We start from the raw sequence: 25,159 nt of genomic DNA, 5'->3' as shown, positions 1-25,159 counted from the left end.
AAAAAACTCACAAAATTCTTATGCAGGGATTAGATCGACGATTTAAATTGTTCTAGAAATCGTACGTCATTTTCATAGAACATGCGAATATCACCTATTTGATAAAGTAACATTGCAATTCGCTCGATACCCATACCAAATGCAAATCCTGAATACTCTGTTGGATCGATTCCGCAATTTTTAAGCACATTTGGATCTACCATACCGCATCCCATAATCTCTAACCATCCTGTTCCTTTGGTGATTCTATAATCGGTTTCGGTTTCTAATCCCCAATAGATATCAACTTCAGCACTTGGCTCGGTAAACGGAAAATAAGAAGGTCTTAATCTAATTTTAGACTTTCCAAACAGTTGTTTTGTGAAATAAAGAAGCGTTTGTTTTAGATCTGCGAAAGATACATTCTTGTCGATATATAATCCTTCTACCTGATGGAAAATACAATGGGAACGCGCAGAAATCGCCTCGTTCCTAAAAACTCTTCCCGGTGATATAGTACGAATTGGAGGTTCATTTCCTTCCATATATCGAACCTGAACTGAAGATGTATGTGTTCTCAGTAAAATATCAGGATCGGTTTGAATAAAAAAAGTATCCTGCATATCTCTTGCCGGATGATATTCTGGCAAGTTTAAGGCTGTAAAGTTATGCCAGTCGTCCTCGATCTCTGGGCCTTCAGAAACATTAAAACCGATATTCGAGAAAATCTCTATGATTTGATTTTTTACAATTGAAATTGGATGGCGTGAGCCAATTTCTAAAGGTTCAGAAGGTCGTGAAAGATCACCGTAAATTCCTTTTTCCTCTTCAAGACTCTCTAAGTGGTTTTTTAATTCTTCCACTTTATCCTGCGTAGAAGTCTTTAATTCGTTAACCGTTTGCCCAAAATCCTTTTTTTGTTCGTTAGGAACGTTTTTAAATTCAGCAAAATAACTATTCAGGATGCCTTTCTTCCCCAAATATTTAATTCTGAATGCTTCAATCTCTTCTTTTGTCGTAGCATTAAAGGCTTTGACATCAGCGATATGTTCCTTAATCTTATCAATCATAGATACAATTCTTATAAGTTCGCAAATTTATAAAAATTTACGCCTTTAGACTGTATTAAAAGCCGATAAAACCTGAAGTAAAATCTAAGAAATTATGGTTTTGAATTTGAAGTTTTAGCATCCAGATAAATATACTTCATCAAAAAGAATACGGTAAAAGCCCCGAAACTGTGCCACAACCAATGTGTTCCCATAGAAAAATGGATGTACCGATCTAATGCTCTAAAACTTATGGCTACTATAAAACTTAAGACCGCGAAGGCCATAAATTTAGCATGCCTAAATTTTGTTTGCCATATATGGATGGCAATGGGTAACATCACACCAATCGCACTTGCAATATATCCATAGTTTTCTCCATGCGATTTAAACGGAATAAATTTTATACCAATGACCAGTAAAAGCACCAAGATCATTAAACCAACTACCTGCCTCTTTTTAGAACTCGCTTTTGAAGCAAAATATAAGGAAGATGATAAGCAGAGTACAACGATTGGCACCCAATCCATCAAAAGCCATATTTCGTGGCTTCTGGTCGCATGGTAGATCGTACCGCCAACCCAGCCAATAAACAAAACAGGAAGTGCGAAACTCAAGAACCACTGTTCTCTATAATTACTATACACGCGATAAGCGAAGTAAATTATGATCGCTATAAAGAAGATGTTACTAAGCGTATTAAAGGGTTCTACCGGAAATCTTCCCAGCACGGTTTCCCTGTAAATTGGCCCCGAATCATTCGGGTAATCAGCAAAAAGTAACAATTTCATTTGTTAAGAAATATAGTCCTTTTCCAGAAAATAATTTACAATCGCCTCCTTCATCAAAATACTTTGCTCTCCTGCTTTTAGACTTGGTAATTGCTCTAAAACTTTATAATGTGGCCATCCATCATCATCAAAATAATCAAACTCGTAATATCCATAAGGTTCTAAAAGCCTACAAATAGCGATATGCATCAAATCTACCTTCTGGTCTTTTTTAAAACGGCGATGTACCTGCCCCAGCTCTTGCACTCCTATAATATAAATAACGGCGTCTAGCTCCATATTTTCACCATCAGCAAATTGAACTGCTAATTTTTGCTGAAGATCTTCCCACCGCTCTTTTAATTTTTCATCTCTTGCCATGCTGCAAATATAGGTTTTGAAACCAAATTATTTATATTTGATTTGGGTTTCATTAGCCAGCTCCAAATGTAAAAAACAAGGAGTGATCTTTTTCTTTCTGTAACAAAAATTTAAAAAGCTTACCTATACTTTAAATATTACGCATGAATACTATCGATATTATTCTTGGAATTGTTTTGTTATACGGACTCATCCGAGGATTTTTTCGAGGATTGTTTGCTGAAATTGCTGCGCTTATAGGGCTAATTGCAGGAATATACGGCGCTATTTATTTCAGTTATATTCTTAGTGATTTTCTAGACCGATATGTAGATTGGGAAGAAGGTATCACCAATCTTTTAGCTTTTGCTGTTACTTTTATTCTTATTCTATTTTTGATTACGATGGCAGGAAGATTCCTAACAAAAGTAGCTAATCTAGCTGCGCTTGGGATGGTAAATAAGATTTTGGGAGGAGCTTTTGGACTTTTAAAACTAGCTTTTTTAGCTAGTGTAGTGATCATGTTTTTTAAAGCTACGGAAGAACAAATAGATATTGTTGAAGAAGAAACTGTTGAAGAATCTTTGCTTTACCCTCCAGTCTCTATAATTGCCCCCACCATTCTACCTACGATTTTGCGAGAAGCTCGAGAAAGAGGAATCTGGAATCCAACTGAAAATTAAAGAATTAAAAAAAGGAGCAAAAGCTCCCTTTTCTATAGTATCTCAATAGAAGTTTAGAAATTTAATCTGTAAACCTCATCCAATCTTTCGTTGCCGCTGAAATGTACGTTTAGGTCTTTAACTATTCCGGTTCCTACACCGTAGGCCCATCCATGAATAACTACTTTTTGCTCTTTTTTCCATGCATTCTGAACTATAGATGTTTCAGCAAGATCGTAAACCTGTTCAACTACGTTTAGTTCAACAAAACGATCCCAACGTTCTTTTTTATCCTCAATAGCTTCCAGCTCTTGGGTATGCATTTTATAAACATCTTTTATATGTCTAATCCAGTTATCGATCAAACCTATAGATTCGTTCTCCATAGCAGCTTTTACTCCGCCACAACCATAGTGTCCGCAAACTATAATATGCTCCACTTTTAAAGCGTTTACCGCATAATCTAAAACGCTAAGCATATTCATATCTGTATGCACCACCATATTGGCAATATTACGATGAACAAATACCTCACCTGGTTGCGTACCTATAATTTCGTTGGCAGGAACACGGCTATCGGCACAACCTATCCAAAGTAAAGGCGGTTGTTGCCCATTTTCCAAACGCTTAAAAAATTCAGGATCAGAGCTTAGCTTATTGCTTACCCACTCCTTATTATTTTCTAAAATCTGCTTATAAAATTCCATATCTATTTTTGTCTAAAATTAAGCAATAGCTTTCAATTTATAAAAATATGCCTTTTACACCTATATTTTATTTCAAACAGAAAATAAATAGCAATATTCTTATAATTCTTTGATGCTATCTTTTTTGATCCATCCTTGTTTACCATCAGCTAGCTCGATCTTGTACCATTCCTGATAGTTTTCTAAGAGTTTGGTTTTAGTCCCTTCATGTAATACAAATGAAGGTTCTCCTCTTAAATTAGGCTCGCTTCTAACATCTGCCTCTGCACTAAAAACAATAGCGTAATTATTATCTAACTGAAGATTTTGTTGGTTAAAGGCAAATATCACTGAAATGACGCTGCAAATTATACATACTACCGCAGTAGCAAACAAAACTCGCTTCAGTAAAACACTTCTACCATAATAATATAAAAGAAAAAGTACCACAAAGAGCATCATAAAACCAATCGCTATAATTCCCCAGGTATTAAAACTAAAAGTTGAAATTAAGTTATTTACTGTTTTAGAAACTCCGGTTTGTTCAATAGTCTCGATGTCATCCATCGCCATATTTCTAGCAAATTGGATATTATTCTTTACATCGGCATCGTTCGGTTTCAATTGCAGCGCTTTTTCATAATAGAAAATACTGGGAGCTATATGATTTAGTTTATAGTGGGCATTTCCTAAATTATAATAAACTGAAACTGATGCTTCACCTTCATCTAAAATTTTCTCGTAAGCTTTTATAGCTTGCTCGTAATTACCATCAGCATACTGCTTGTTGGCATTTTCAAAAATAGATTCACTTTGTGCAAAACCAACTGTAGTGCAAAAAACCAATATGATAAAAAAGATCTTTTTCATAATTACAATTGTTTATCTAAAGTTGAAATAACACTTGCTGCTTTGTCATAATCCTGTTTCATGGTATCCATCGATGCAGGCGTATATCTTGCGAATTCGCAACTTTTTAAAATCTCAATAAATTGGGTTATTGTTGTATTATCAACGCCCTTACTAGCAAGAACTTCACTTATCCTTTCCTTACTCATTTCGCCGGTCTGGATATGCAGCTTTGCTTTCAAATAATTATGCATTGCTCTTTCTAAAGCGATATAAAATTGCTGCTGCTCACCAAGGTTTTTTCTAGCTTCAGAAAGGTATTTTCTCGCTAACTTATCTGCTTTTCTAATTTTGTTTCCAGTGACATCATTGGCTCTGGCTTCGCGCTTTTTACCAAATAAAATCACAATTGGAATAACTAATAATGGTAATATTAACAACGCCCAGAATAGCCATGATCTAAAAAATGCAGGAGCATTTATAGCTTTTAAATCTGCATTTAATTTAATATATCTAAATTGGTCTCCGCTAAGAGTAACTGCTTGCTTATTAGTGTTTGCTACATTTGCCCCATCACTATTTGCATTCGCATTCACTGGCGCTCCTACAGGTCCGTTTTCAACATCTATAATAATATCTTCTGTCGATATGGATCTGTACGTTTCTGATCGAGGATCAAAATAAGAGAAATTTAATCCCGGAATTGGATACTTCCCTTTCCTGCTGGGAACGATCGTATAATCCTCGGCTACGCTACCCTGAGTACCGTTTGCATTAGAACTGAAATTTTCTTTCCGTTCTGGCTCATAAATCTCTAAAGAGCTAGGCACCGTTAAATCTGGAAGCTCAAAAAGCATCAAATTTCCGCGACCTCTAACTTTTACTGAAGTTGTTAAGGATTCTCCAGCATCTAACGTAGTTTTACTAGGCTCAACATCGAACTCGAAACTACCTACAGCTCCAGAGAAGTTTGCTGGTTTGCCCTTAGTAGGAAGTGGTTTTACGTCTATTTCTCGACTATTTGAAGTAACACGTTTTTCAACGGTTTGATAAATAACTCCTCCAAATATGCTTCTTCGCTGGCTGGGAACATCAACCGAGACAGAAACTGCCAAAGGATCGATTTCCAGTTTACCCGTCTTTTGAGGGTAAAGCAATGTTTTATATAAAACTACATAACGATAAGGCTCGCCACGATAAGTTCCTTCTTCTACTCTAACGTTTCTACTATCTAACGCCTGACTCCAAAAATCTGGAAAAGAAGGATTATCTAGCATTCTGTAATTACTAACGCTTATACGCGGACTTACATACAGCTTATAAACAACCGTTACCGCTTCATTTAAATATGGGTTAGCTTTAGAAATTTCCGCTACAAAATGGAGGTTGTCTTCTGGAACGATATTCGAATTATTACCATCCTGAGGTCGTTCTACAGCATCCCCAACTTTGACGTTTACAGGAGTTGTTTTATAAACTGTTCCTTCTATTTTTACTTCAGCCTGGCCGATGGTTTTATTTCCTTTGGAAGTTGGTTCCAGATAATAACTGTAGGTTTTGGAGAATGTACTTTTCCCATTAACCCATCTATTACTTACTTGTTGATTAGGCCCACCAACAACGGCAAAACCAGTAAATGACGGTGGTGTAAAGTTATCCCCGTCTTTATTCATATTGAAATCTACACGCAAGCGCTCATTAATTCCAATGTCTTCCCTGCTAACTTCTGCGGTAAATTTCACCTGTGCAGAAAGAAGCCCGGTAGTAAATAAAAACAGACTTAATACTATTAACTTTATTTTCATTTGTAAACCTTAATTCTAATCTGAATTATATTTTAAAAATCTAGAAGATTACCAATCTTTATCAGATCTGGTTTTTACTCCTTTAGCTTTTTCAGCATTAATTTTATCCTGCACTTTCTCTTCTTCATTATTCATTGCTTCTAACAAGCTTTTAATTTGTTGAGGCGAAAGTTGTCCCTGGGCAGGTTGGGGCTTTTGCTGTTTTTGTTCATCAGGCTTTCCTTTTTGATCCTTTTCGTCCTGATCACCCTTATTTTGTTCTTTAGGATCTGGCTCATTTGGCTTTTCGTTTTCTTGATCGCCCTCGCCATCTTTAGGATCCTGTTCTTTGTTATCACCTTCATCTTTAGGCTGTCCTTCTTCATCTTTATCTTTCCCCTCGTCTCCTTTATCGTCCTGATCTTTATCCTGATCCTGCTTATCTTCGTTTTGATCTTTATTTTCCTGATCGTCCTGATTATCTTTGTTATCCTGATTTTTCTCCTGCTCTTCTTCCAGCTTCTTTTTAGCTAAAGCAAGGTTATATCGAGTTTCGTCGTCTGTAGGATCATTTCTTAACGCATTTTTATATGCTTCTACTGCCTCTTTATACTTCTTCTGTTTCATAAAAGAATTCCCCAAGTTATGATTAATCCTATGGCGATCTTCTTTATTTTCAGACACTTCTTTAGCCGCAACAAATTTAGACTGGGATTCTCCAGATTTTTCTCGATTATAATACAGATTTCCCATATTATATTTGGCAGCGGTATTAGAAGGATCTTTGGCAATAGCCTTTCGATAAGCTGCTTCGGCACTTGCAAAATCGTTTTCACCCAAAGCTTTTTCAGCCTCGTTTAAATAGCTGTTTGCTTCTTCCTTCATCTTCTCCATATCGTCGCTTTGTTGCGCACTTAAAGTCGACGACATAATCAATGCTAAGCATAGAAAAAACGAGCTTTGTCCAAAAATTAGTTTAATACATCTCATATCAACCCTTTTTTGTTTCGTTAAACAAATTAAGTTTTTTAATCCAGGCAGTACTCCTCTCTAGAAGGAATACATCTAAAAACAAAAACAGAAAGCATAGACCCAAAAACCACTGAAAATGTGATTGATAATCGGCAAATTGCTTCGCTTCAAATTCAGTTTTCTCTATGTTTTGTAACAAATCTTGTACCGTTTCGGTCACGTTATTAGTTACATTACCTTCTATATATTGTCCGTTAGCCTGTGAAGCTATTTCTTTAAGCGTATTGGGATCCAGCTTGGTGATTACTGTTTCGCCATTTTGATCTTTTTTATAATTCTGAACTACACCATTTCTTTTAATAGGAATTGGACCACCTTTTTCTGTCCCTACTCCAATGGTATAGATTCTAATTCCTTCTTCTGAAGCATCATCGGCAATAGACTCTACATTACCTTCGTGGTCCTCGCCATCACTTATAATAAATAATACGCGATTGGTTTGCGTATCATCGTCGTAATAAGTGGTTGCCAAATCGATTGCATCTCGAATCGCGGTTCCCTGAGAGCTAATCATATCGGTATTTAGCGCCTGAAGAAACATTTTTGCAGAAGCATAATCTGTCGTAATGGGTAACTGCGGAAAAGCACTGCCGGCATACGCAATGATCCCTACACGGTCACTACCTAAGCCGCCCAAAATTTGTCGTACTAATTGCTTAGATTTCTCTAAACGGCTAGGTGCAATATCTTCAGCATCCATACTTTTAGAAACGTCGATCGCAAATACAATATCCACGCCTTCTCGCTTTACAGTTTCCATGGTAGTTCCCATCTTAGGATTCACTAAAGCAACTACCAAACAAGCCAAAGCTAAGCACAATAAAATAACTTTAAGTATAGGCTTAAAATTAGATTTATTAGGTGCTAATCTTTCCAAAAGTTCATTACTGGCAAAGCTTTTACGTGCTTTTCGCTTCCAGAATAAAAGGAAAACAAATAGCAGTAAAACCACTGGAATGACTAAAAACAGCCAAAAATATATTTCTTCTTCAAATACTAACATTGCAAGCTTTATATAAAACTTCTAAACACGGTATACCTCAATAACAATTCAAATAATAATAACGCACCTGCCAACAAAGCAAAGGGACGAAATTTCTCGTCGTAATTGGTATACTTAAATTCTTCAATTTCTGTTTTCTCTAGTTGATCGATCTCTTCGTAAATATCTTCTAGCTTCTCGTTATTGGTTGCCCGGAAGTACTTACCGCCGGTTTCATCGGCAATCTGTTGCAATAGCTCCTCATCGATTTCAACCTTACGATTACCAAACTGAAATCTACCATTAGGCAAGACTCCAATAGGTGTTAGCGCCATGCCATTACTTCCTACACCAATAGTATAAACTTTAATATTAAATTCTTTTGCTAACTCACTAGCTACCTTCGGATCTATAAATCCTGAATTATTAACACCATCGGTAAGCAGGATAATTACTTTACTTTCTGCCTTACTATCTTTTAGTCGATTTACCGAAGTCGCCAATCCAGATCCGATAGCTGTACCTCCCTGTAACACATTATTAAACTCAATCCCTTCTAGCGCTCGTAGTACTACAGATTTATCGCTGGTAATAGGCGTTTTTGTAAAACTTTCTCCTGAATATAACACCAAACCTATTCGATCTGTAGGTCGATCTTTAATAAATTCTTCCCCAACAGATTTTAATGCTTCTAACCGGTTAGGCTGAAGGTCTCTTGCCAGCATACTGGCAGAAACATCTATGGCCATTACAATATCAATACCTTGTGTACTATTTGTTCTGGTAGAAACATCTACTGTTCTTGGTCTTGCCAATGCGACAATTAACAATGCCAAAGCCAGGATTCTTAAAACGAAAAGAATCGGCTTCAATTTTGCCAAAATACTCGGTTTTGCTTTAAATCCCTGAATGCTGGACATTCGTAAAGCCGGGGTTTGCAGATTTCTTTTCCAGAAATACCATGCTATCGCCACCGGAAGTAAAATAAACAACCAGAAAAACTCAGGATTTTCGAAAGTGAAATTCGCAAACATTAATTTGTTGATTTTATAAGTTCTACCGAATTAATAATCCTTCCGGAAATTTCTTCAGCATAGCTATCGTCTTCATTATAAATCACTGTGATTTGTTGGAAGCCACCATTTTGAGCAAAATTCAGAATACTATATTTTTTAGGCTGAATTTCGTCGTTTATAGGATTTGTCATTTCTAAAGTGCCAAAGACTTTTACGCCTTTTGCACCATTTACCGTCGTAAAATCTTCCTGCTTCATCACTATATTCTGTGCTCCCTGATTCTCCAACTCTTTATAAACGCCATCTACACCCGTTTTAAGATCAAATTGGTCTTTTTTACTAAACATTCTGGTACTTAAGCTGGTATAAAAATTACTAACCAAACTACCAAAACTAAACATCTGCGCATCTACATAAGATTGAGTAGCATCCTCGCTAAGCTCCATGTCTTTTCTTACCAGAACATCTGGAGTGGTAATATACACAGCTGGTGCTCCATACTCACTTCTTATCCAATCACCTTCTAATAATTCTTTTGTTGGATGTCCCCAATACGTATCGACCACATAATCCAAACCTTTAGAGCTAATTAAAACAGCCAGTGCTATAAATATCACTAAAACACCTCCTGAAATTCCCAAAATCAGTCTTTTCTTTCTTCTTTTTGAAATTTTGTTTTGGCGATATTCTTCATCTAACATTAGCTCTTCTTCAGAAGGCTCTGGCATCGATGATTTTACATCGTTAATGATCATTCGGGTTTTATTACGATCTTCTTTTGCCGTAATAACATCGGGACGTGAGCCTGCAAATTTTGCTAAATCGGCTCTATTTAAAATTTGTTTTAAATTTTCTAGTGTTTTGCCGTGTAACTGTAGAACTCCCGATTTTTGCTGAATTTCTAGAAAGTCAATTAGCTCGGTTGTAGTACTTTCCATAGCGCGATCATAAACCTTTTCGTCTAGATATCGTCTTACTGCATAGGTTAACCTTGAATAATACTCTTTAACCTCTCGGCTTTCCAACAGCGAACTTTTGTCTAAAGTTTCTAAATCCTTTATGGCTTGTTCGTAGGGTGGTAATTTATTTTCTAAGGCTTTTTCTCTTCTGCGTTTAATAAAAAAGAAAGCTAAAACGCCCAAAATGACCAATGCTAACAATAACCACCAAATCCAGTTTGGAATACTAAAACTTTTAGGAATCTCTACCGATGGCTTTATTGGATACATTTCCTGCTTTGTAGTATCTACTGCTACATCGGCAACCTCAACACGCATCGAATCGGTTAAGAAAGGCTTATTGTTAATGATAATTCTTTGCTGCGGAATGGTATACGAACCAGAATCAAACTGCGTAAGCGTATAGGCTTTTAGCAGCTTATATTTATTTTGTACTCGTGTAGTATCTGTTCCTAAAGATTCTACAATTTCTAAAGGTGCAAAAGTGTTTCCTTCAGGAAAAACAACAAGATTCGTAGAATCGGTTTCAACATTTATTTTATAGGAAATTTGCTCTCCAATCTTAATTTGCGCAGTATCTATTTTTACTGAAACCTGAGCCTGCTGAGCAACTAATGGCATTGCAAAAAAAGCGAAAGCAATCACTAAAATCGCCGATAATCGCTTTTTGACAGCATGTTGTATATATATAGTGTCTGACAATGGATTTTTCTTCATCTTAATATGCTTAGCCTCTTCTTTTAAAATACCCCAAAAGTTTTTTCACGTAACTTTCGTCTACTCTGGTATTAATTACTCCCGAGCCACTTAGCTTAAAGCTTTCTTCAAAATATTTGACACGATCCAGATAATGATCGGTATAACTTCTTCTTACCGATTTACTGCCCGTATTTACGGTGATATATTCGTTGGTCTCTTCATCCAACATTTGTACCAAACCAAGATTAGGAATTTCCTTTTCACGTTGATCGTAAACTCGTATTCCCGTAACATCGTGCTTGTTTCCGGTAATCTTTAGAGTTTGTTGATAATCATCGCCAATAAAATCGGAAAGCACAAAAACAATTGCTTTCTTTTTCATCACATTAGAAAGGTATTTTAATCCTTTACCAATATCGGTTTTCTTGCTTTTGGGCTTAAATTCTATAAGTTCTCGAATAATTCTTAGAACGTGAGATTTTCCTTTTTTAGGCGGAATATAATTTTCGATCTGGTCTGAAAACATTAGCAAACCGATCTTATCATTATTTTGTGTTGCTGAAAATGCCAAAGTCGCCGCAATTTCAGTAATCACTTCTTTTTTAAACTGACTTTGAGTTCCGAAAAACTCAGATCCAGAAACATCTACCACTAACATCATGGTTAGCTCTCGTTCTTCCTCAAAAACTTTTACGAAAGGCTCGTTATACTTGGCAGTAACATTCCAGTCTATACTACGAACATCATCGCCAAACTGATATTTTCGCACTTCGCTAAAAGTCATTCCCCTTCCTTTAAAAGTAGAATGATACTCACCGCCAAAGATATGATCACTAAGGCGACGGGTCTTTATTTCGATCTTACGAACTTTTTTAAGTAACTCTTTGGTATCCATATAATTCAATAAACAAATAACAATAATCAACTATCAAAACGTCTTTGATAATTGCCAATTGATAAATGTGTATAGCTACGGTACTTCGATCTCGTTTACGATCTTAGCAATAATATCTTCAGAAGTTATATTTTCGGCTTCAGCTTCGTAGGTGATTCCTATTCTGTGGCGTAATACATCATAAACTACTGCTCTTACGTCTTCAGGAATTACATATCCTCTACGTTTAATAAATGCATAACATTTTGCTGCAGTTGCCAGGTTAATACTACCACGAGGAGAAGCTCCAAAATTAATTAGAGGTTTTAGATCTTCTAGTTTGTATTTTTCAGGAGTACGAGTGGCAAAAATGATATCAAGAATATATTTCTCGATCTTCTCATCCATATACACTTCTCTAACCGCTTGCTGAGCTCTTAAGATCTGCTCGATACTTACCACCTGGTTCACTTTTTCAAAGCTCCCTCTTAGGTTGGCACGAACAATCATTTGCTCTTCCTCTAATTGTGGATATTTAATTACTGTTTTTAGCATAAAACGATCGACCTGTGCTTCTGGCAAAGGATATGTTCCTTCTTGTTCTACCGGGTTTTGCGTAGCCATTACCAAAAACGGTTTGTCTAGCTTAAAAGTCTCGTCACCAATAGTAACCTGCTTTTCCTGCATGGCTTCTAATAGTGCCGATTGTACTTTTGCCGGTGCACGGTTAATCTCATCTGCAAGAACGAAATTGGCGAAAATCGGTCCCTTTTTTATACTAAAATCGTTGATTTTCATATTATAGATCAGCGTACCAACAACATCTGCTGGAAGCAAATCTGGCGTAAACTGCACACGGCTAAACGACCCGTGTACTGCCTGAGATAATGTATTAATTGCCAGGGTTTTTGCAAGCCGGGAACACCTTCTAAAAGGATATGCCCCTGCCCTAATAAACCTATAAGTAAACGCTCTACCATATGTTTTTGGCCAACAATCACTTTGTTCATTTCTGTTGTCAACACATCTACGAAAGCACTTTCTCTTTCAATTTTTTCGTTTAGACTGGCGATGTCTAAAGAAGATTGATTGTCTGTCATTATTCTAATTAGATTTTAAAACGTGAATATACAACCATACAGCGGTCGTAGCAAATTCAAAATTATTAAACTTTCGGATATTCAATAATCTAGTTTATTTGGTTTAAGCATAAATCTAACGGAATGTCACAAATTGTATTGTGTATCAGGGATTAATATTTTCAAAACAAAACTAAATCGCTAAATATTAAGATTTTATAATACATCAAAAATTTCACTTATAAATGCCTAAACTTAGGATCATTAGTCTTTCAAACATTTACGCAATAAAAAAGGGCGCTCTAGAGCGCCCTTTTTTGTTTTATCTACAAGCTGAAACTATTCTAAAAATAAAGTCTCTACATCTGTAATCTCACCATCTTCTACAACCACGTTGTCTTCTGTAATAGGGTCTAGACCTGAAGTTTCGTCTGCGATTATCGTAATTTGGTAAGTGCCTTCTGGCACCCCGTAAAGTGTAAAATCACCGTCTTCGTTTGTGTAAGCAGAAATAGTATTCGAAGCATTTTTAGCCGTAACTAAACTTCTAAAACCTGAAGGGTGAACTTCACCTACAATTTTACCTGAATTTTCTTCAGCAGATAAACGAATAACAGGTTTTAATAAATATCCGCCGTTTCCTTGTACAACAATCGATTCTTCTACGTCAAAATCCAGCGTATACGTATATGCTTCGCCTGCTTCTAATTCTTTATTCAGGTTTAGTTTTAATCCAGATTGTTGAGCGCTTGGTGTTGCCAGTGCATATTGCTCGCCATCTACAACTACCGAATTATCATCTCCTAAAATTAAACGAATTTGTCCCGCATATCCAGGTGCAATTTCTTCGTCGGCTAATAATTGCGACACACCACCGGTAAGTTCTAATAAATTATAAATTCCGGCTTCAGTATCTAATATTATCCAGCCATCATCTTCACCTTCAGCATCAACTTGTACTCTCACTTCTTCAACATCGATATTTACCTCATCAAAATCTCCGGGAGCATCGACCATTCTAAAAGCGACTCTGGCATTTTCTTCAGTAGCAACATTATCGTCATCATCGCTACAAGAGGTTAGCGTAATACCGGCAAGTACCAGTAAAAATAGTGTCTTAAAATTAAAAATTTGTTTTTTCATAAAATCAGATTTGCGTTTGTTTAGCTTAGATAACGGTGCAAAATCGAATTCATTTTTTGCGTTTTTAGCTGTTAACTATTTTTAACAAGATTTAAAATCTAATTAATTTGGCTAAATCTCTTACTTGTAAATAGTTTAGTACTTTAGTCTTTAAAAAAAATTAACAATGAAAACTGCATTAATCACAGGAGCTAGCAGCGGGATAGGAAAAGAAACAGCAAAAGCTTTAGCCGAAGAAGGTTATAATCTGATTATCTGCGGAAGACGAGAAGGCAGATTGAATGAACTTAAAGAAACATTAAGTAAAAAGGTTGAAGTATTAGCTTTAAGCTTTGATGTAAGAGATAAGGAAGAGGTTTTTAAGAAGATTGAAAATTTACCGCCAGATTTCTCGAATATCGATATTCTAATAAACAATGCCGGAAATGCCCATGGTTTAGAAAGTATCCAAGACGGTTCTTTAGACGATTGGGACGCAATGATGGATATTAATGTAAAAGGGTTACTGTATGTAAGCAAAGCCATAATCCCGGGAATGATCGAAAGAAAATCTGGACATATTATCAATATCGGTTCAACTGCTGGTAAAGAAGTTTATCCTAACGGAAATGTTTATTGTGCAAGTAAGCATGCTGTAGACGCAATTAATCAGGGGATGAGAATCGATCTAAACGGCAAAGGAATTCGCGTAGGCGCAATTAACCCAGGTTTAGTAGAAACCGAGTTTAGTGATGTTCGATTTAAAGGTGATAAAGAAAAAGCGAAAAAAGTTTACCAGGGTTTTAAAGCTTTACAACCAGAAGATATTGCAGATATTATTCGGTTTGTGGTTACCAGACCGTATCATGTAAATATTGCCGATTTAATCGTGATGTGTACTTCGCAAGCCACAAGTACCATTGTAGACAAAAACTAACATGATTAATAAACGCCTCCTTATAAAGAATCTTTTAGCGCATAACGACGAGAATAGTTTTTATGATAAAAAGCTACAACTCAACATTCGCGAAAAAGAGGGGAAGGCGAAATTTCTAAAGCACATTTGCGCTCTTGCAAATTCTAACCCAAGCAATAACTCCTACATTGTAATTGGCGTTCGGGATGAGGATAACGAAATACTAGGTATCGATTTTTTTGACGATAGCAAAATTCAGAATCTTATAAATGCGTATTTAAGCAATCCTCCAAAAATTATTTACGAGAATATTCCCTTTCCACACCTTCCCGATCATTTGGTGGTGGGTTTAGTTACAATAAGACCTAATAATGGCCAAATTTGTTCACTTCGGAAAAATATTTGGAAGTACTACGGAGGATCCATTTTCCTTAGAGATGGAAGCATTAGTATGCCGAAGGATTTTGATATTAAAATTGAAGATGAAAATTCCGAAGTTGTTACCGCCATCGAAAAACATGCCCAGAACAATATTGAGCTAACGCTAAACGGAGTTTTTGATTTTGTTAATCATCATAAAAAACTAAATCCCACATATAAAGTTTTTAAAGAATACTTTGTAGTCTGCTGGGCCGGGAAGAAGAAACATGCGAAAGGAAAAATTTACTTTAGCCGAGTAGATATTGCGCTTATCAACGAGCAGGTAAAACTATTTTACTCAGATTTAGATGAAGTAAGTATTTCTTCAGATAACGACACTTTTAAGATATTAGAGTATGTTCATCTTGGTGTTCCCAATAGTTACAACTATTATCCTTTAGAAGAAGTGATCATTCATTTTAGAGATAATGCGACCTACGAAATACAAAGCAAACTAGTTTTCGAGCCGCCTGTGTACGATAAAAGTACGCTCTATCATATTTATAATAGCAACAATCTACTTTTGGAGCGCCTAAAACAACTCTTACCACTTACTAAAAATCAGCGAAAGGATGTTAAAAACCTACCATCAACCTATTTGCTTTGTTACCTTAACGGCTTTGGAGAGGCGATGGAAAAACTGGAAGAAGCAAAACCCTTCCTAAAAAAGTATAGTAGAGAAGCCTACCACTATTATAAAGAAAGTACACGAATTTTAAGAAAAGTAAAATACAATTAGCATGGGTAGAACGCTTGCCATTGGTGATATTCACGGAGGACTACGCGCACTAAAACAACTATTAAACGAGAAAGTTGAAATTACAGAAGAGGATACTATTATTTTTCTTGGAGACTATGTAGATGGCTGGAGTGATTCAGCAAAGGTGGTTTCGTATTTAATTGAATTATCTAAAGAATACAAGTGCATTTTTATGCGTGGTAATCATGATGATCTTACACACCAGTGGTTAGAAAGTGGCACGATGACTGAAAAATGGTTACATCACGGTGGTCAAAGCAGTATTGATGGTTACGCGAGATTGAACGAGGAAGAGAAGCAAGAACATCTTCGATTTTTTTCTGAAATGCAAAACTACTATGTAGACGATCAAAATCGATTATTTGTGCATGCTGGCTTTACTAATCTCCATGGTCCAGAATACGAATATTACAGCACAGGATTTTACTGGGATCGTACGCTTTGGGAAATGGCTTTAGCATTAGATGAAAATATTAAAATAGACAGTCCTTTTTTTCCGAAGCGATTACAGGTTTTTGAAGCCATTTTTATTGGTCATACTCCGGTAACTCGCATTGGCGAAAGCTTTCCGGTGAATAAAGCGAATATTTGGAATGTTGATACCGGTGCCGCTTTTAAAGGAAGTCTATCTGCTATAGATGTTGATTCTAAGAAAGTGTGGCAAAGTGATCCTGTCTACACCTTGTATCCCGAAGAAAGCGGTAGAAATTGATTTAGAACCGTAAAAATTTTAGCACTTTGTAATTCAATGTATTTCCCTTTAATTTGCAAACCATGCATTTAGTTAAAATAATTGCATGATTATTGCATTTTAACTTGCTAATAACTCTGTAATTTGGACAATTTTCATTAATTTACAGTAACATAGAAAAATAATGGCCCTAGAAAACATAAGACTTGAAGTAATGAAGACCATCGAAAAAAAAGTAGATGGGTTTATTGACGAATATCTAATTCCCGTAGATGATATTTGGCAACCTACCGATCTTTTGCCTAATCTACAGGGAGAAGAAGGTTTAGAAAATGCGAAACAACTACGCGAAGAAGCTAAAGAATTAGGTTACGATTTTTGGGTTGTTTTAGTGGCAGATATGGTTACTGAAGAAGCCCTACCTACTTACGAAAGCTGGCTAATGGATGTAGAAGGTGTAGACCAACAACGTCGTGCCGATGGTGAACAGAACCCATGGTCTAAATGGGTAAGACACTGGACAGGTGAAGAAAATCGCCACGGTGACACTCTTAATAAATACCTTTATTTATCGGGTCGTGTAGATATGCGAGAAATCGAAAAAACTACACAACATCTAATAAATGATGGTTTTGATATTGGTACCGGTAGAGATCCCTATAAAAACTTTGTGTATACCAGTTTCCAGGAATTAGCTACAAATGTTTCTCACAAACGTGTGGGACAATTGGCTAAGAAAAAAGGCAATAAGATGCTTGGGAAAATGTGTAATATCATTGCAGGAGACGAGATGCGTCATTACATGGCCTATAGAGAATTTGTAAAAACAATTTTTGAACATGATCCTAGCGAAATGATGATTGCATTTCACGACATGATGAAGAAGAAAATTGTAATGCCGGCTCAATTTTTAAGAGAAAGCGGACAAGGAATTGCAGAAGCTTTCGAAAACTTCTCGAATGCAGCGCAACGTCTTGGTGTGTATACTACTTACGATTATATTGACATCCTAAGAAAACTTAACGAGTATTGGGAAATTGATAAAATGAGATCACTTACTGATGATGCTGAGAAAGCTCGTGACTATTTGATGAAATTACCAGATCGTATGACGAGAATTGCAGATCGTATTGCAATCCCTCAGGATCAATACCAATTTAAATGGGTAGAATCTAACGGAATTGTATAAATTCAGAAAAGATATAGAATTAAAAAAGTCCGCTAAATAGCGGACTTTTTTTATGATTCCATAAAAGGAATTTGTTTTTAAGCTTTTTGGTTTTCTTTCCAAACCTTATACACTGCCAGATCTTTTTCAATAAGACTTAATGAAAAAGCAATCACCGCAGCATCATCCAGATATCCTATAACCGGAATAAAATCTGGGATCAAATCGATAGGAGAAAGCACATATAATAGCGCTGCCCCAACACCCGCGACGATATTAAAAGGTATTTCCCTATAATCACCGTTCGCATAATCTCTTACCAAACTAAATAAGATTTGCGCATCATCAAAATAACGTCGAAGTGCGTTCTTACTTTCGAATTTAGATTTAATTTTCTCTTCTTCCTCTAGAACAGTTTCTACATCTTCTTCCTGAAAATCATCCTGTTTCTTCTGGTGTTCTTCCTCAATTTTATCTTTACTGAAAATGCTCATTTTTGATTGTTTAAATAAAGCTCCAAATTAAAAAAATTATAGCAGACAAGTAAGAACGTTATCATTGTTTTAAGAGTAAAATTGTAAAATAAACACACTATGTTTTGAAAGTTATAAAACACAAAGCTCCTTAGCGTTAATAAATTACATTTCAGCCGATAGCTTTATTATAAAATAATTAAAATGCTAGCACATTAAATTTATTAAACCTGAAAAAGTATATTTGCGCCACTAACAAAAATAGATCGATTTATGAAGAAGGTATTTTTTCTACTAAGTGCTATATGTCTAAGCACATTTGCTAAAGCGCAAACCAGCGGAAATCCACAAAACGAAATAAAATTAAATATTGCCAACACCATCGCTATTGCATCAGTAGAATTTGGTTACGAGCGTTTTTTAGATGACAATCAATCTATAGAAGCTATCGTTTTATTTAACGACCGTATAAATTATCATAGCGAAAGTGGTTCCAGAAAATTTAATACGACCAGCTTTAAGTTTGGATATAACTACTATTTTGGCGAAGATGCAGGTTCTGGAATTTACGCCAATCCTTTTATCAAGATTCGTACAGGTGATTTTACAGAAGATGAAACCATAGATGAAAGAACCGTAGAATCAGAAACAGATATGGATTCATTTATCGTAGGTCTAGGCGGTGGTTATAAGTGGAATTTCAACAATAAATTTGTTTTAGGACCATTTATAAATATTGGAAGAAATTTTAGTGACGAGGTAAAAGATCGGTTTTCTGCAATCGAATTTAATGCAGGTTTCCAGATTGGCTATAGATTTTAATTGTACAGAAACCTCATTTCGTCCTGAGAAAATGAGTGTTTAGTTCATTTAAAAAATTAAAAGAGATGTGCTTTATAGTTTTGATTTCAAATCTATAAAGCACTTTTTTTATGAAAACTATTTTAATTTCTCTTTTACTCAGTTTTAGCTTCATTTCAATAATAGCACAATCTAACCTAAAAGATCCCGATGAATTTCTTCGGAAGGGAGAAAAGGTTCCCAAAGTCCTTTTAGTTGGAAGCTTTCATTTCAACTATCCAAGCTTGGATGCTCATAAAATTTCAGAAGAAAAGAAAATAAATATTTATTCTGAAAAACGTCAAAAAGAGCTTCAAGAATTATTGAATTACATCAGCAAATTCAAACCAACCAAAATTGTTGTTGAATCACGAAATACCTCAAAAATCCTCGAAAACTGGAAGGAATATAAAAAGAGTGAAGCTGAATTATCTGCTAGCGAATCCAGCCAAATTGGTATGCGATTGGTAGATCGATTTGCCCTCGATACTATTTATGGTGCGGATGCTAGACCTCTAATGTTGGATCTATATGAAAAAAGAACTTCTGAAAAACCGCAAAATTATGTAGATAGCATCAGTGATCGACACCACTTTGGAGGAGATGATAAATTTATGCGACGTTACAACGAATTTTACTCATATAAAGATAAGGTTGAATACAAAAACACGCTGCTGGAAACCTTTAAGTATATGAATTCAGATAAAGTGTTGGATCGTGGATTTGGAGATTATATTTCTGGAGGGCAATTTCTTTCTGAAAAGATGGAAGGTCCCGATGCTTTGTCTATGTTTTGGATGAATAGAAATCTTAGGATCTTTAGAAAAATTCAGAAAATAAATTATAACCAGAATGACCGAATCTTAGTAATTTTTGGAGCCGGCCATGTCTCTATTTTAAAATGGCTTTTTAAATGCACTCCAGAATTTGAATTGGTTAAATTTAATGAGTTGTAATCATGAAAAAAATAATCAACATCTTCATTTTTATAGCGCTAAGCCAGATCTCGTTTGGACAACAAAAAGAAGTTTTACTTATAGGAACCATGCATAAAGTTCCAAAAATAGTAAGGCATAGTTACAAACCGCTTTTAAAAAGGGCGGTGAAATATCAACCTGAAGCTATCTATGTAGAAACACCACACCCCAACGATTCTATTAGTTGGGAGTATCTAAAAGATGGCTGGTCTAACAGTTATAAAGAATTTTACTCGCTTTCAGATTCGCTTCAAAAGCACTATAATTTTGACCAATATCGATTTCAGCAATTATTAAAGAAAGACTTCAATGCATTAACGCCAAAAAACTTACAAAGCATCATCACTTCTTTCGCTTACCTGCGTGATTACGCGAATTATGACTTCTATTCTTATATTCAGCAATATGGGATTAAGGGTTCATCAAAACCTACTCGGCACGAAGATGGCGATCTCACCGCCAAACTTGCCTTACAATTAAACATCAAAAAATTACAATCAATGGACGATCAACAAACTAATAAAGAATATCATCAAGCCTGGCAAAATTGCGCAAAAGATGGTGGAGAAAATGGCGATAATGAAATTAATCGTAAACTAAATAAAAAGCATTACAACAAAGCTATTGTTCCTGCACTCTTTGGTCGATTGGGCTTCTACGTAAATAAAAGAAAATCCCTAAAACGCTTAGATCAACTAGCCTCTTTCAGCTATGTAAAAAATCAAACAGAAAGTTGTCTCGAAGGCTTGAATTTTTGGAATCGTAGAAATCATAACATGGCACAAAACATAGGTTCTCAAATCGTGGAAAATTCAGCAACAAGAAGCGTTGTTATCGTAGGTGCAGCGCATATTTATCGCATCGAAAAAGAACTAAAAGCAAATTTTCCTGAAATTACTGTATTATTGTTAAACGACTTATGACCAAGAAACAGGAAGTTACATATCATTTGATCTTTTGGGTACTCTTTTTTGCAATGGATATTTTTGCTGAAATTGTGCTTCAGGGATCTACAACATTCAGCTTAAAAGATCTAGAGTTTGCACTTTTGCAAATGAGCTTGTTTTATCTGGTGTACAGTTTTATCGCTCCCAAAACGATTCCGCAGAAAAAATGGGGATATTTATGTCTAGGCTTAATTTTTAGTTTGCTGTATTTCGTCGGTCTTCGTTACCTTATAGAAGAAGTGATTGTTTACAGTTTTACCGGAGTGCATAATTACTACGAAAACTCGCGTAAACCGCTCTATTACATATTCGATAATTCCTATTACGCGATTCGGATATTTTTATTGAGTTTGATCTTTTATTTTGTGAAATATCAATTCAGCATCAATAAGCGAATTAGTGAACTAAGTTTGGAGAAAAAACAAGCCGAACTTCAGGTGTTGAAATCACAGTTGAGTCCGCATTTTTTATTCAACACACTTAATAGTTTTTATGCAGACGCTTTGGTGGTCGATGAAAAACTGAGCGACGATATTCTTAAACTTTCTGAAATGCTTCGCTATGTCACTTACGAAAATGAAGGAGAATATGTTTTGCTGAAAGATGAAATCCATTTTATTAAAAATTATATCAATCTTTTTCAGCGTCGGTTTTCAAATCAGCTTTTTATAAACGCTAGTTTCCCTGAAGCGGTCGGCAACGAAAAAATCCCCGCTTTACTTTTAATTCATTTTGTTGAAAATGCATTTAAACACGGAATTTTAAATCAGCCAGAAAAACCTGTTGACATTCTATTGAAAATCGACAAAAATCAACTTCATTTTAAAGTCGAAAACTTTTTCAAACCTCAGCAAAATTATGATGAATCGGGAATTGGCTATAAAAATATTGAGCAGAGACTAGCTTTACTTTTTGGTAAAGACTATCACCTAGAGCACTTCAGCAAAGAAAATTCTTATTTCGTAACCCTTCAATTTCCTTTAGACTAATGGCAGAATCTTTAAAATGCATCATCATCGACGACGAACCGCCAGCAATTAAAGTTTTGAAAACTTTCGTGGGGAAAATGAAGAATATTGAATTGCTGACTTCAACTACCGATGCTTTAGAAGGTTTAGACCTCATCAAAAAGCATAATCCAGATCTAGTATTTCTGGATATTCAAATGCCCGATCTTACCGGAATTCAGCTTTCAAAAATGATCGGCGATTCGACCAATATCATCTTTACCACCGCTTATACGCAATTTGCGATTGAAGGATTTCAGGTAAATGCAGTCGATTATCTTTTAAAACCTATTGCTTTCCCCAGATTTATTGAGGCTGTAGAGAAAGTAAAAAAGAAATTTTCTTCGGAAATAATTACTGAAATTATACAATCTGATGACTATTTTTTTGTAAAAACTGATGGAAAAAACAGATTTCAGAAAGTAAAACTCGATGAAATTTTATTTGCTGAAAGTATTAAAAACTACGTTGTGATTCACACCAAAAACGAGCAGCTAGTGACTTACAATACATTGAAGAAAATCCAACAAAGTCTGCCTGAAGATCAATTTATTAAAATTCATAAATCGTATATCGTTGCTCTAAATAAAATTAAAAAAACCGATACTTCTGAAGTTTGGATCGACGGAAAAAATCTTCCGCTAGGTGACACTTATCGCGCAGAATTCTTCAAAGAGATAAACACTAAAAAGCTTTAAATTTCAGCAATATAATTTCTTCAAAAAGATTATGCCGAACTCGTGGAGCAGCGAGACAAAGACGCTAACTTAATTTTAACAAATCCTTTCATTTTATTCTGTAAGCAATAATAAAATGTATTTTTGCAAAAAATTATAGAATATGAGTGTACTTGAAAAACAATTAGTAGAACGCAGTGGCAACAAATGTGAATTATGTGGTAACGACCAAGATTTACAAATTTATCAGGTACCGCCAACTTCAGAAGGAACTTTAGAAGACTCTATTCTAGCGTGTAGCACTTGTGTTTCTCAAATCGAAGATCCAGAAAAAGTAAATCCCAATCACTGGCATTGTTTAAATGACAGTATGTGGAGTGAACATTTACCGGTACAAGTTGTGGCCTGGAGAATGTTAGACAGATTGCGTAGCGAAGGTTGGCCGCAAGATCTACTTGAAATGATGTACTTAGACGAAGAAGCATCAGCTTGGGCAAAAGCAACAAAAGAAACCGAAGAAGAAACTGAAAAAATAATCCACAAAGACAGTAATGGTAATATTCTTGCCGATGGTGACTCTGTGGTACTAATTAAAGATTTAGATGTAAAAGGTGCTAATTTTACCGCAAAGCGTGGTGCAGCTGTTCATAGAATTTCTTTAGTTTGGGATAATGCTGAACAGATTGAAGGTCGTGTAGAAGGACAGAACATTGTGATTCTTACCCAATACGTAAAGAAAACCAAATAAAGAATTGAATTGAAATTAATTCCGGTTTATGCTTTAGACCGGAATTAATTTTGCTCCTATCTTGCGTATTTTATAGTGAAAATGTGGGATCACTGCAATCGCTAACATCACTAATCCTATAAATATACTCATATAAATAAAGTAATCCCTAGCAAACATCAGGTTTGCCTGCTTCCCAACTTCTTTATTTAATAAAGCTTTTGCCGCTTTGTTAGATGCTACCAACTTTCCTTCTTGCTGTAACGCATTTGAATATTTTGAAATCTCCTGCATCGCCACTGGATTATCTGCAGTAATATTTGCTGCGAAAGATTGCTGATGTATTTTTTGCTGATGTAATCCCATAAAAGCGACCAAAGCCATACTGGCTGTAAAAGAGAAAAATCGAAAAGCGACACCTGTTACCGAAGCCGAGAATCCAATTTCAGAAGCTACTGAAGTGACATAAAAAATAACGATGGAAACAATCAACACACCATTCCCGAAACCTTGTAAAAATAAAGGCAATAGTAAAGTAGACATTTCTGCCTGATTTCCAAGGACATTTAAACTCAACAAATGATATAATAGCAAAGAACCAAAACCGGTAAGCCATATCAGTCGTATTTTTCTACCGGCTAAAATAAATCTGGCACTTAAAAAGGCGCCTAGAACAATTCCGAATCCGTTTAATAGCATCACATAACCCTGATGATAAGCATCTAGCTGGACACTGTTTCTAAAAAATCCGTAAAGTACACTGGTATCACCTTTGGCTAGGTAAAACACAAAGAGCAAGACCATACCAATTCTAAAGTTTCTCACTTTAAAGATTTTCAAACTGATGTAAGGAGTTTTTAATTTCAGCTGCCGTAATACAAATACCAGCAACAGAAATATAAAAGCAATCATACAAAAAGTAATTTTCAAACTTTTAAACCAATGGTAATATTGCCCATAAAGCAGAATATAACCAATTAGCAATAAGGCTGCAGAATAGATCACAAAACTCTGCCAGTCTACACCTTTAAACGGAAGCTTACCTTCTGGTCTTAGATCAACATTACTTTTCAGCAGAAAAAGGAATAGTAACAATCCCGGCAACACCATATAAATTTTAATTAGAAAAATGGTATTGAAATCGTAATGAGTAAAAACATTGGCATCTAAAATTTGAGCCAAAGGTGCGGTTACAAATAAACAGGAATATAAAGTCGCATATCCCAAAACTCTGCTTCTTTGCGCATGAAATTGCCTGAAAATAAGACTGAAAGATATTCCTATAAAACTAAGAGAAAGTGCGCCTCCAACAAATCTCAAAATCAGTAATACTGCAAAACTATTGGTGAAATATAAGATCAGATTTATGCAAACAAATACGATGCTCGCTCCTATTAAGTAACTTTTTGATGAGAAATAATTAAAAAAACTTTTCTCTAATGGAAAGGCACTGGCAATTGCCAGATAAAACACCACTACCGAGTAGCGAACATCGGTACTATCTATGCCGTAATAAGTAGCAGCACTATTTGTCCCTGCCAAATAAATCCCGAGCACAGAAGCTATCGGAAGTAAAAAAAGAAAGATTGCCAGTAAAATTAACCAGTCTGTGGCCCAGCTTTTAAAAATAGCCTGATTTTTTTCACTTGCCATA

General features: G+C 35.5%; 25 protein-coding genes and 1 pseudogene. 11 read left to right on the top strand and 15 right to left on the bottom strand.

Annotation, left to right across the window (positions count from 1 at the left end; genetic code table 11):
• Positions 1-29: 29 nt before the first annotated feature.
• From pheS to QWY91_RS14605, 3 genes are all read right to left on the bottom strand, one after another.
• Positions 30-1,049, bottom strand: a complete 1,020-nt coding sequence (gene pheS / locus QWY91_RS14615) for a phenylalanine--tRNA ligase subunit alpha (protein WP_290236237.1) — start codon at positions 1,047-1,049, stop codon at positions 30-32.
• Between the two features lie 92 nt (positions 1,050-1,141).
• Positions 1,142-1,819, bottom strand: a complete 678-nt coding sequence (locus tag QWY91_RS14610) for a ceramidase domain-containing protein (RefSeq protein ID WP_290236236.1) — start codon at positions 1,817-1,819, stop codon at positions 1,142-1,144.
• A gap of 3 nt (positions 1,820-1,822) precedes the next feature.
• Entirely contained in the window at positions 1,823-2,179 is a 357-nt protein-coding gene (locus tag QWY91_RS14605) for a hypothetical protein (RefSeq protein ID WP_290236235.1), read from the bottom strand.
• 143 nt (positions 2,180-2,322) lie between these two features.
• Between QWY91_RS14605 and QWY91_RS14600 the strand changes: the two genes are divergently transcribed.
• Positions 2,323-2,841 (top strand): CvpA family protein, encoded by a 519-nt coding sequence (locus QWY91_RS14600; protein WP_290236234.1) that lies wholly within the window; start codon positions 2,323-2,325, stop codon positions 2,839-2,841.
• 53 nt (positions 2,842-2,894) lie between these two features.
• On the opposite strand, the gene can is transcribed toward QWY91_RS14600, so the two are convergent.
• The 10 genes and pseudogenes from can to QWY91_RS14550 form a co-directional block, all read right to left on the bottom strand.
• On the bottom strand, positions 2,895-3,527 hold the full coding sequence (gene can, locus QWY91_RS14595) for a carbonate dehydratase (protein WP_290236233.1): 633 nt from the start codon (positions 3,525-3,527) through the stop codon (positions 2,895-2,897).
• Between the two features lie 99 nt (positions 3,528-3,626).
• A complete protein-coding gene (locus QWY91_RS14590; RefSeq protein WP_290236232.1) occupies positions 3,627-4,376 on the bottom strand; it encodes a tetratricopeptide repeat protein in 750 nt (249 codons plus the stop codon).
• Between the two features lie 2 nt (positions 4,377-4,378).
• Complete coding sequence (locus tag QWY91_RS14585; protein ID WP_290236231.1) at positions 4,379-6,160, bottom strand: BatD family protein; 1,782 nt, start codon at positions 6,158-6,160, stop codon at positions 4,379-4,381.
• 48 nt (positions 6,161-6,208) lie between these two features.
• Positions 6,209-7,129, bottom strand: a complete 921-nt coding sequence (locus QWY91_RS14580; RefSeq protein WP_290236230.1) for a tetratricopeptide repeat protein — start codon at positions 7,127-7,129, stop codon at positions 6,209-6,211.
• 1 nt (position 7,130) lies between these two features.
• Positions 7,131-8,174, bottom strand: a complete 1,044-nt coding sequence (locus QWY91_RS14575; protein WP_290236229.1) for a VWA domain-containing protein — start codon at positions 8,172-8,174, stop codon at positions 7,131-7,133.
• An 8-nt stretch (positions 8,175-8,182) separates the two neighbouring features.
• Positions 8,183-9,187: a vWA domain-containing protein gene (locus tag QWY91_RS14570; protein WP_290236228.1), complete on the bottom strand. Its 1,005-nt coding sequence runs from the start codon at positions 9,185-9,187 to the stop codon at positions 8,183-8,185.
• A complete protein-coding gene (locus tag QWY91_RS14565) occupies positions 9,187-10,845 on the bottom strand; it encodes a DUF4381 family protein (protein ID WP_290236227.1) in 1,659 nt (552 codons plus the stop codon). Before QWY91_RS14565 ends, QWY91_RS14570 begins: the two co-directional genes overlap by 1 nt.
• Positions 10,846-10,855: 10 nt before the next feature.
• Positions 10,856-11,722: a DUF58 domain-containing protein gene (locus QWY91_RS14560; protein WP_290236226.1), complete on the bottom strand. Its 867-nt coding sequence runs from the start codon at positions 11,720-11,722 to the stop codon at positions 10,856-10,858.
• Positions 11,723-11,797: 75 nt separating this feature from the next.
• Positions 11,798-12,801, bottom strand: a pseudogene (locus QWY91_RS14555) (AAA family ATPase).
• A gap of 318 nt (positions 12,802-13,119) precedes the next feature.
• The gene (locus tag QWY91_RS14550; RefSeq protein WP_290236225.1) at positions 13,120-13,923 is read right to left on the bottom strand and encodes a DUF4382 domain-containing protein; all 804 of its coding nucleotides are present in this window, start codon (positions 13,921-13,923) and stop codon (positions 13,120-13,122) included.
• 166 nt (positions 13,924-14,089) lie between these two features.
• Here QWY91_RS14550 and QWY91_RS14545 point away from each other — a divergent pair, with 166 nt between their 5' ends.
• The 4 genes from QWY91_RS14545 (at position 14,090) to QWY91_RS14530 (ending at position 17,878) form a co-directional block, all read left to right on the top strand.
• Positions 14,090-14,839 carry an SDR family NAD(P)-dependent oxidoreductase gene (locus QWY91_RS14545; protein ID WP_290236224.1) on the top strand — a complete coding sequence of 250 codons (750 nt, stop codon included), beginning with the start codon at positions 14,090-14,092 and terminating at the stop codon, positions 14,837-14,839.
• A 1-nt stretch (position 14,840) separates the two neighbouring features.
• The gene (locus QWY91_RS14540) at positions 14,841-15,977 is read left to right on the top strand and encodes an ATP-binding protein (RefSeq protein WP_290236223.1); all 1,137 of its coding nucleotides are present in this window, start codon (positions 14,841-14,843) and stop codon (positions 15,975-15,977) included.
• Position 15,978: 1 nt separating this feature from the next.
• Positions 15,979-16,710, top strand: coding sequence for a metallophosphoesterase family protein (locus QWY91_RS14535; RefSeq protein WP_290236222.1), 732 nt, complete (start codon positions 15,979-15,981; stop codon positions 16,708-16,710).
• Positions 16,711-16,873: 163 nt separating this feature from the next.
• The gene (locus QWY91_RS14530) at positions 16,874-17,878 is read left to right on the top strand and encodes an acyl-ACP desaturase (protein ID WP_290236221.1); all 1,005 of its coding nucleotides are present in this window, start codon (positions 16,874-16,876) and stop codon (positions 17,876-17,878) included.
• Between the two features lie 77 nt (positions 17,879-17,955).
• Here the strand turns inward: QWY91_RS14530 and QWY91_RS14525 are convergent, their stop codons facing one another.
• On the bottom strand, positions 17,956-18,351 hold the full coding sequence (locus tag QWY91_RS14525; protein ID WP_290236220.1) for a YkvA family protein: 396 nt from the start codon (positions 18,349-18,351) through the stop codon (positions 17,956-17,958).
• A 252-nt stretch (positions 18,352-18,603) separates the two neighbouring features.
• On the opposite strand from QWY91_RS14525, the gene QWY91_RS14520 reads away from it, so the two are divergent.
• From QWY91_RS14520 to QWY91_RS14495, 6 genes are all read left to right on the top strand, one after another.
• On the top strand, positions 18,604-19,152 hold the full coding sequence (locus QWY91_RS14520) for an autotransporter outer membrane beta-barrel domain-containing protein (RefSeq protein ID WP_290236219.1): 549 nt from the start codon (positions 18,604-18,606) through the stop codon (positions 19,150-19,152).
• A 110-nt stretch (positions 19,153-19,262) separates the two neighbouring features.
• Positions 19,263-20,126: a DUF5694 domain-containing protein gene (locus QWY91_RS14515; protein ID WP_290236218.1), complete on the top strand. Its 864-nt coding sequence runs from the start codon at positions 19,263-19,265 to the stop codon at positions 20,124-20,126.
• A gap of 2 nt (positions 20,127-20,128) precedes the next feature.
• On the top strand, positions 20,129-21,070 hold the full coding sequence (locus QWY91_RS14510) for a DUF5694 domain-containing protein (RefSeq protein ID WP_290236217.1): 942 nt from the start codon (positions 20,129-20,131) through the stop codon (positions 21,068-21,070).
• On the top strand, positions 21,067-22,083 hold the full coding sequence (locus QWY91_RS14505; RefSeq protein WP_290236216.1) for a sensor histidine kinase: 1,017 nt from the start codon (positions 21,067-21,069) through the stop codon (positions 22,081-22,083). The genes QWY91_RS14510 and QWY91_RS14505 overlap by 4 nt, the downstream gene beginning before the upstream one ends.
• Complete coding sequence (locus QWY91_RS14500) at positions 22,083-22,799, top strand: LytR/AlgR family response regulator transcription factor (protein ID WP_290236215.1); 717 nt, start codon at positions 22,083-22,085, stop codon at positions 22,797-22,799. Before QWY91_RS14505 ends, QWY91_RS14500 begins: the two co-directional genes overlap by 1 nt.
• Positions 22,800-22,941: 142 nt before the next feature.
• Positions 22,942-23,526, top strand: a complete 585-nt coding sequence (locus QWY91_RS14495) for a PhnA domain-containing protein (protein WP_290236214.1) — start codon at positions 22,942-22,944, stop codon at positions 23,524-23,526.
• A 33-nt stretch (positions 23,527-23,559) separates the two neighbouring features.
• Here QWY91_RS14495 and QWY91_RS14490 read toward each other — a convergent pair whose 3' ends face one another.
• On the bottom strand, positions 23,560-25,158 hold the full coding sequence (locus tag QWY91_RS14490; RefSeq protein ID WP_290236213.1) for an efflux MFS transporter permease: 1,599 nt from the start codon (positions 25,156-25,158) through the stop codon (positions 23,560-23,562).
• Position 25,159: the final 1 nt, after the last annotated feature.

This window comes from Zunongwangia endophytica (assembly GCF_030409505.1).
Lineage (GTDB): Bacteria > Bacteroidota > Bacteroidia > Flavobacteriales > Flavobacteriaceae > Zunongwangia > Zunongwangia endophytica.
Note: the sequence above shows the minus strand (reverse complement) of the source record. Positions and strands in the feature narration are given on the sequence as shown.

Excerpts from the sequence above, each read along its gene's own strand:
- QWY91_RS14605 (WP_290236235.1), bottom strand. The coding sequence starts at position 2,179 with ATGGCAAGAGATGAAAAATTAAAAGAGCGGTGGGAAGATCTTCAGCAA.
- QWY91_RS14590 (WP_290236232.1), bottom strand. The coding sequence starts at position 4,376 with ATGAAAAAGATCTTTTTTATCATATTGGTTTTTTGCACTACAGTTGGT.
- QWY91_RS14505 (WP_290236216.1), top strand. The coding sequence starts at position 21,067 with ATGACCAAGAAACAGGAAGTTACATATCATTTGATCTTTTGGGTACTC.
- QWY91_RS14525 (WP_290236220.1), bottom strand. The coding sequence starts at position 18,351 with ATGAGCATTTTCAGTAAAGATAAAATTGAGGAAGAACACCAGAAGAAA.
- QWY91_RS14530 (WP_290236221.1), top strand. The coding sequence starts at position 16,874 with ATGGCCCTAGAAAACATAAGACTTGAAGTAATGAAGACCATCGAAAAA.
- QWY91_RS14515 (WP_290236218.1), top strand. The coding sequence starts at position 19,263 with ATGAAAACTATTTTAATTTCTCTTTTACTCAGTTTTAGCTTCATTTCA.
- QWY91_RS14535 (WP_290236222.1), top strand. The coding sequence starts at position 15,979 with ATGGGTAGAACGCTTGCCATTGGTGATATTCACGGAGGACTACGCGCA.
- QWY91_RS14550 (WP_290236225.1), bottom strand. The coding sequence starts at position 13,923 with ATGAAAAAACAAATTTTTAATTTTAAGACACTATTTTTACTGGTACTT.
- QWY91_RS14520 (WP_290236219.1), top strand. The coding sequence starts at position 18,604 with ATGAAGAAGGTATTTTTTCTACTAAGTGCTATATGTCTAAGCACATTT.
- pheS (WP_290236237.1), bottom strand. The coding sequence starts at position 1,049 with ATGATTGATAAGATTAAGGAACATATCGCTGATGTCAAAGCCTTTAAT.
- QWY91_RS14510 (WP_290236217.1), top strand. The coding sequence starts at position 20,129 with ATGAAAAAAATAATCAACATCTTCATTTTTATAGCGCTAAGCCAGATC.
- QWY91_RS14565 (WP_290236227.1), bottom strand. The coding sequence starts at position 10,845 with ATGAAGAAAAATCCATTGTCAGACACTATATATATACAACATGCTGTC.
- QWY91_RS14580 (WP_290236230.1), bottom strand. The coding sequence starts at position 7,129 with ATGAGATGTATTAAACTAATTTTTGGACAAAGCTCGTTTTTTCTATGC.
- QWY91_RS14545 (WP_290236224.1), top strand. The coding sequence starts at position 14,090 with ATGAAAACTGCATTAATCACAGGAGCTAGCAGCGGGATAGGAAAAGAA.
- QWY91_RS14585 (WP_290236231.1), bottom strand. The coding sequence starts at position 6,160 with ATGAAAATAAAGTTAATAGTATTAAGTCTGTTTTTATTTACTACCGGG.
- QWY91_RS14495 (WP_290236214.1), top strand. The coding sequence starts at position 22,942 with ATGAGTGTACTTGAAAAACAATTAGTAGAACGCAGTGGCAACAAATGT.
- QWY91_RS14560 (WP_290236226.1), bottom strand. The coding sequence starts at position 11,722 with ATGGATACCAAAGAGTTACTTAAAAAAGTTCGTAAGATCGAAATAAAG.
- QWY91_RS14600 (WP_290236234.1), top strand. The coding sequence starts at position 2,323 with ATGAATACTATCGATATTATTCTTGGAATTGTTTTGTTATACGGACTC.
- QWY91_RS14575 (WP_290236229.1), bottom strand. The coding sequence starts at position 8,174 with ATGTTAGTATTTGAAGAAGAAATATATTTTTGGCTGTTTTTAGTCATT.
- QWY91_RS14570 (WP_290236228.1), bottom strand. The coding sequence starts at position 9,187 with ATGTTTGCGAATTTCACTTTCGAAAATCCTGAGTTTTTCTGGTTGTTT.
- QWY91_RS14540 (WP_290236223.1), top strand. The coding sequence starts at position 14,841 with ATGATTAATAAACGCCTCCTTATAAAGAATCTTTTAGCGCATAACGAC.
- QWY91_RS14490 (WP_290236213.1), bottom strand. The coding sequence starts at position 25,158 with ATGGCAAGTGAAAAAAATCAGGCTATTTTTAAAAGCTGGGCCACAGAC.
- QWY91_RS14500 (WP_290236215.1), top strand. The coding sequence starts at position 22,083 with ATGGCAGAATCTTTAAAATGCATCATCATCGACGACGAACCGCCAGCA.
- QWY91_RS14610 (WP_290236236.1), bottom strand. The coding sequence starts at position 1,819 with ATGAAATTGTTACTTTTTGCTGATTACCCGAATGATTCGGGGCCAATT.
- can (WP_290236233.1), bottom strand. The coding sequence starts at position 3,527 with ATGGAATTTTATAAGCAGATTTTAGAAAATAATAAGGAGTGGGTAAGC.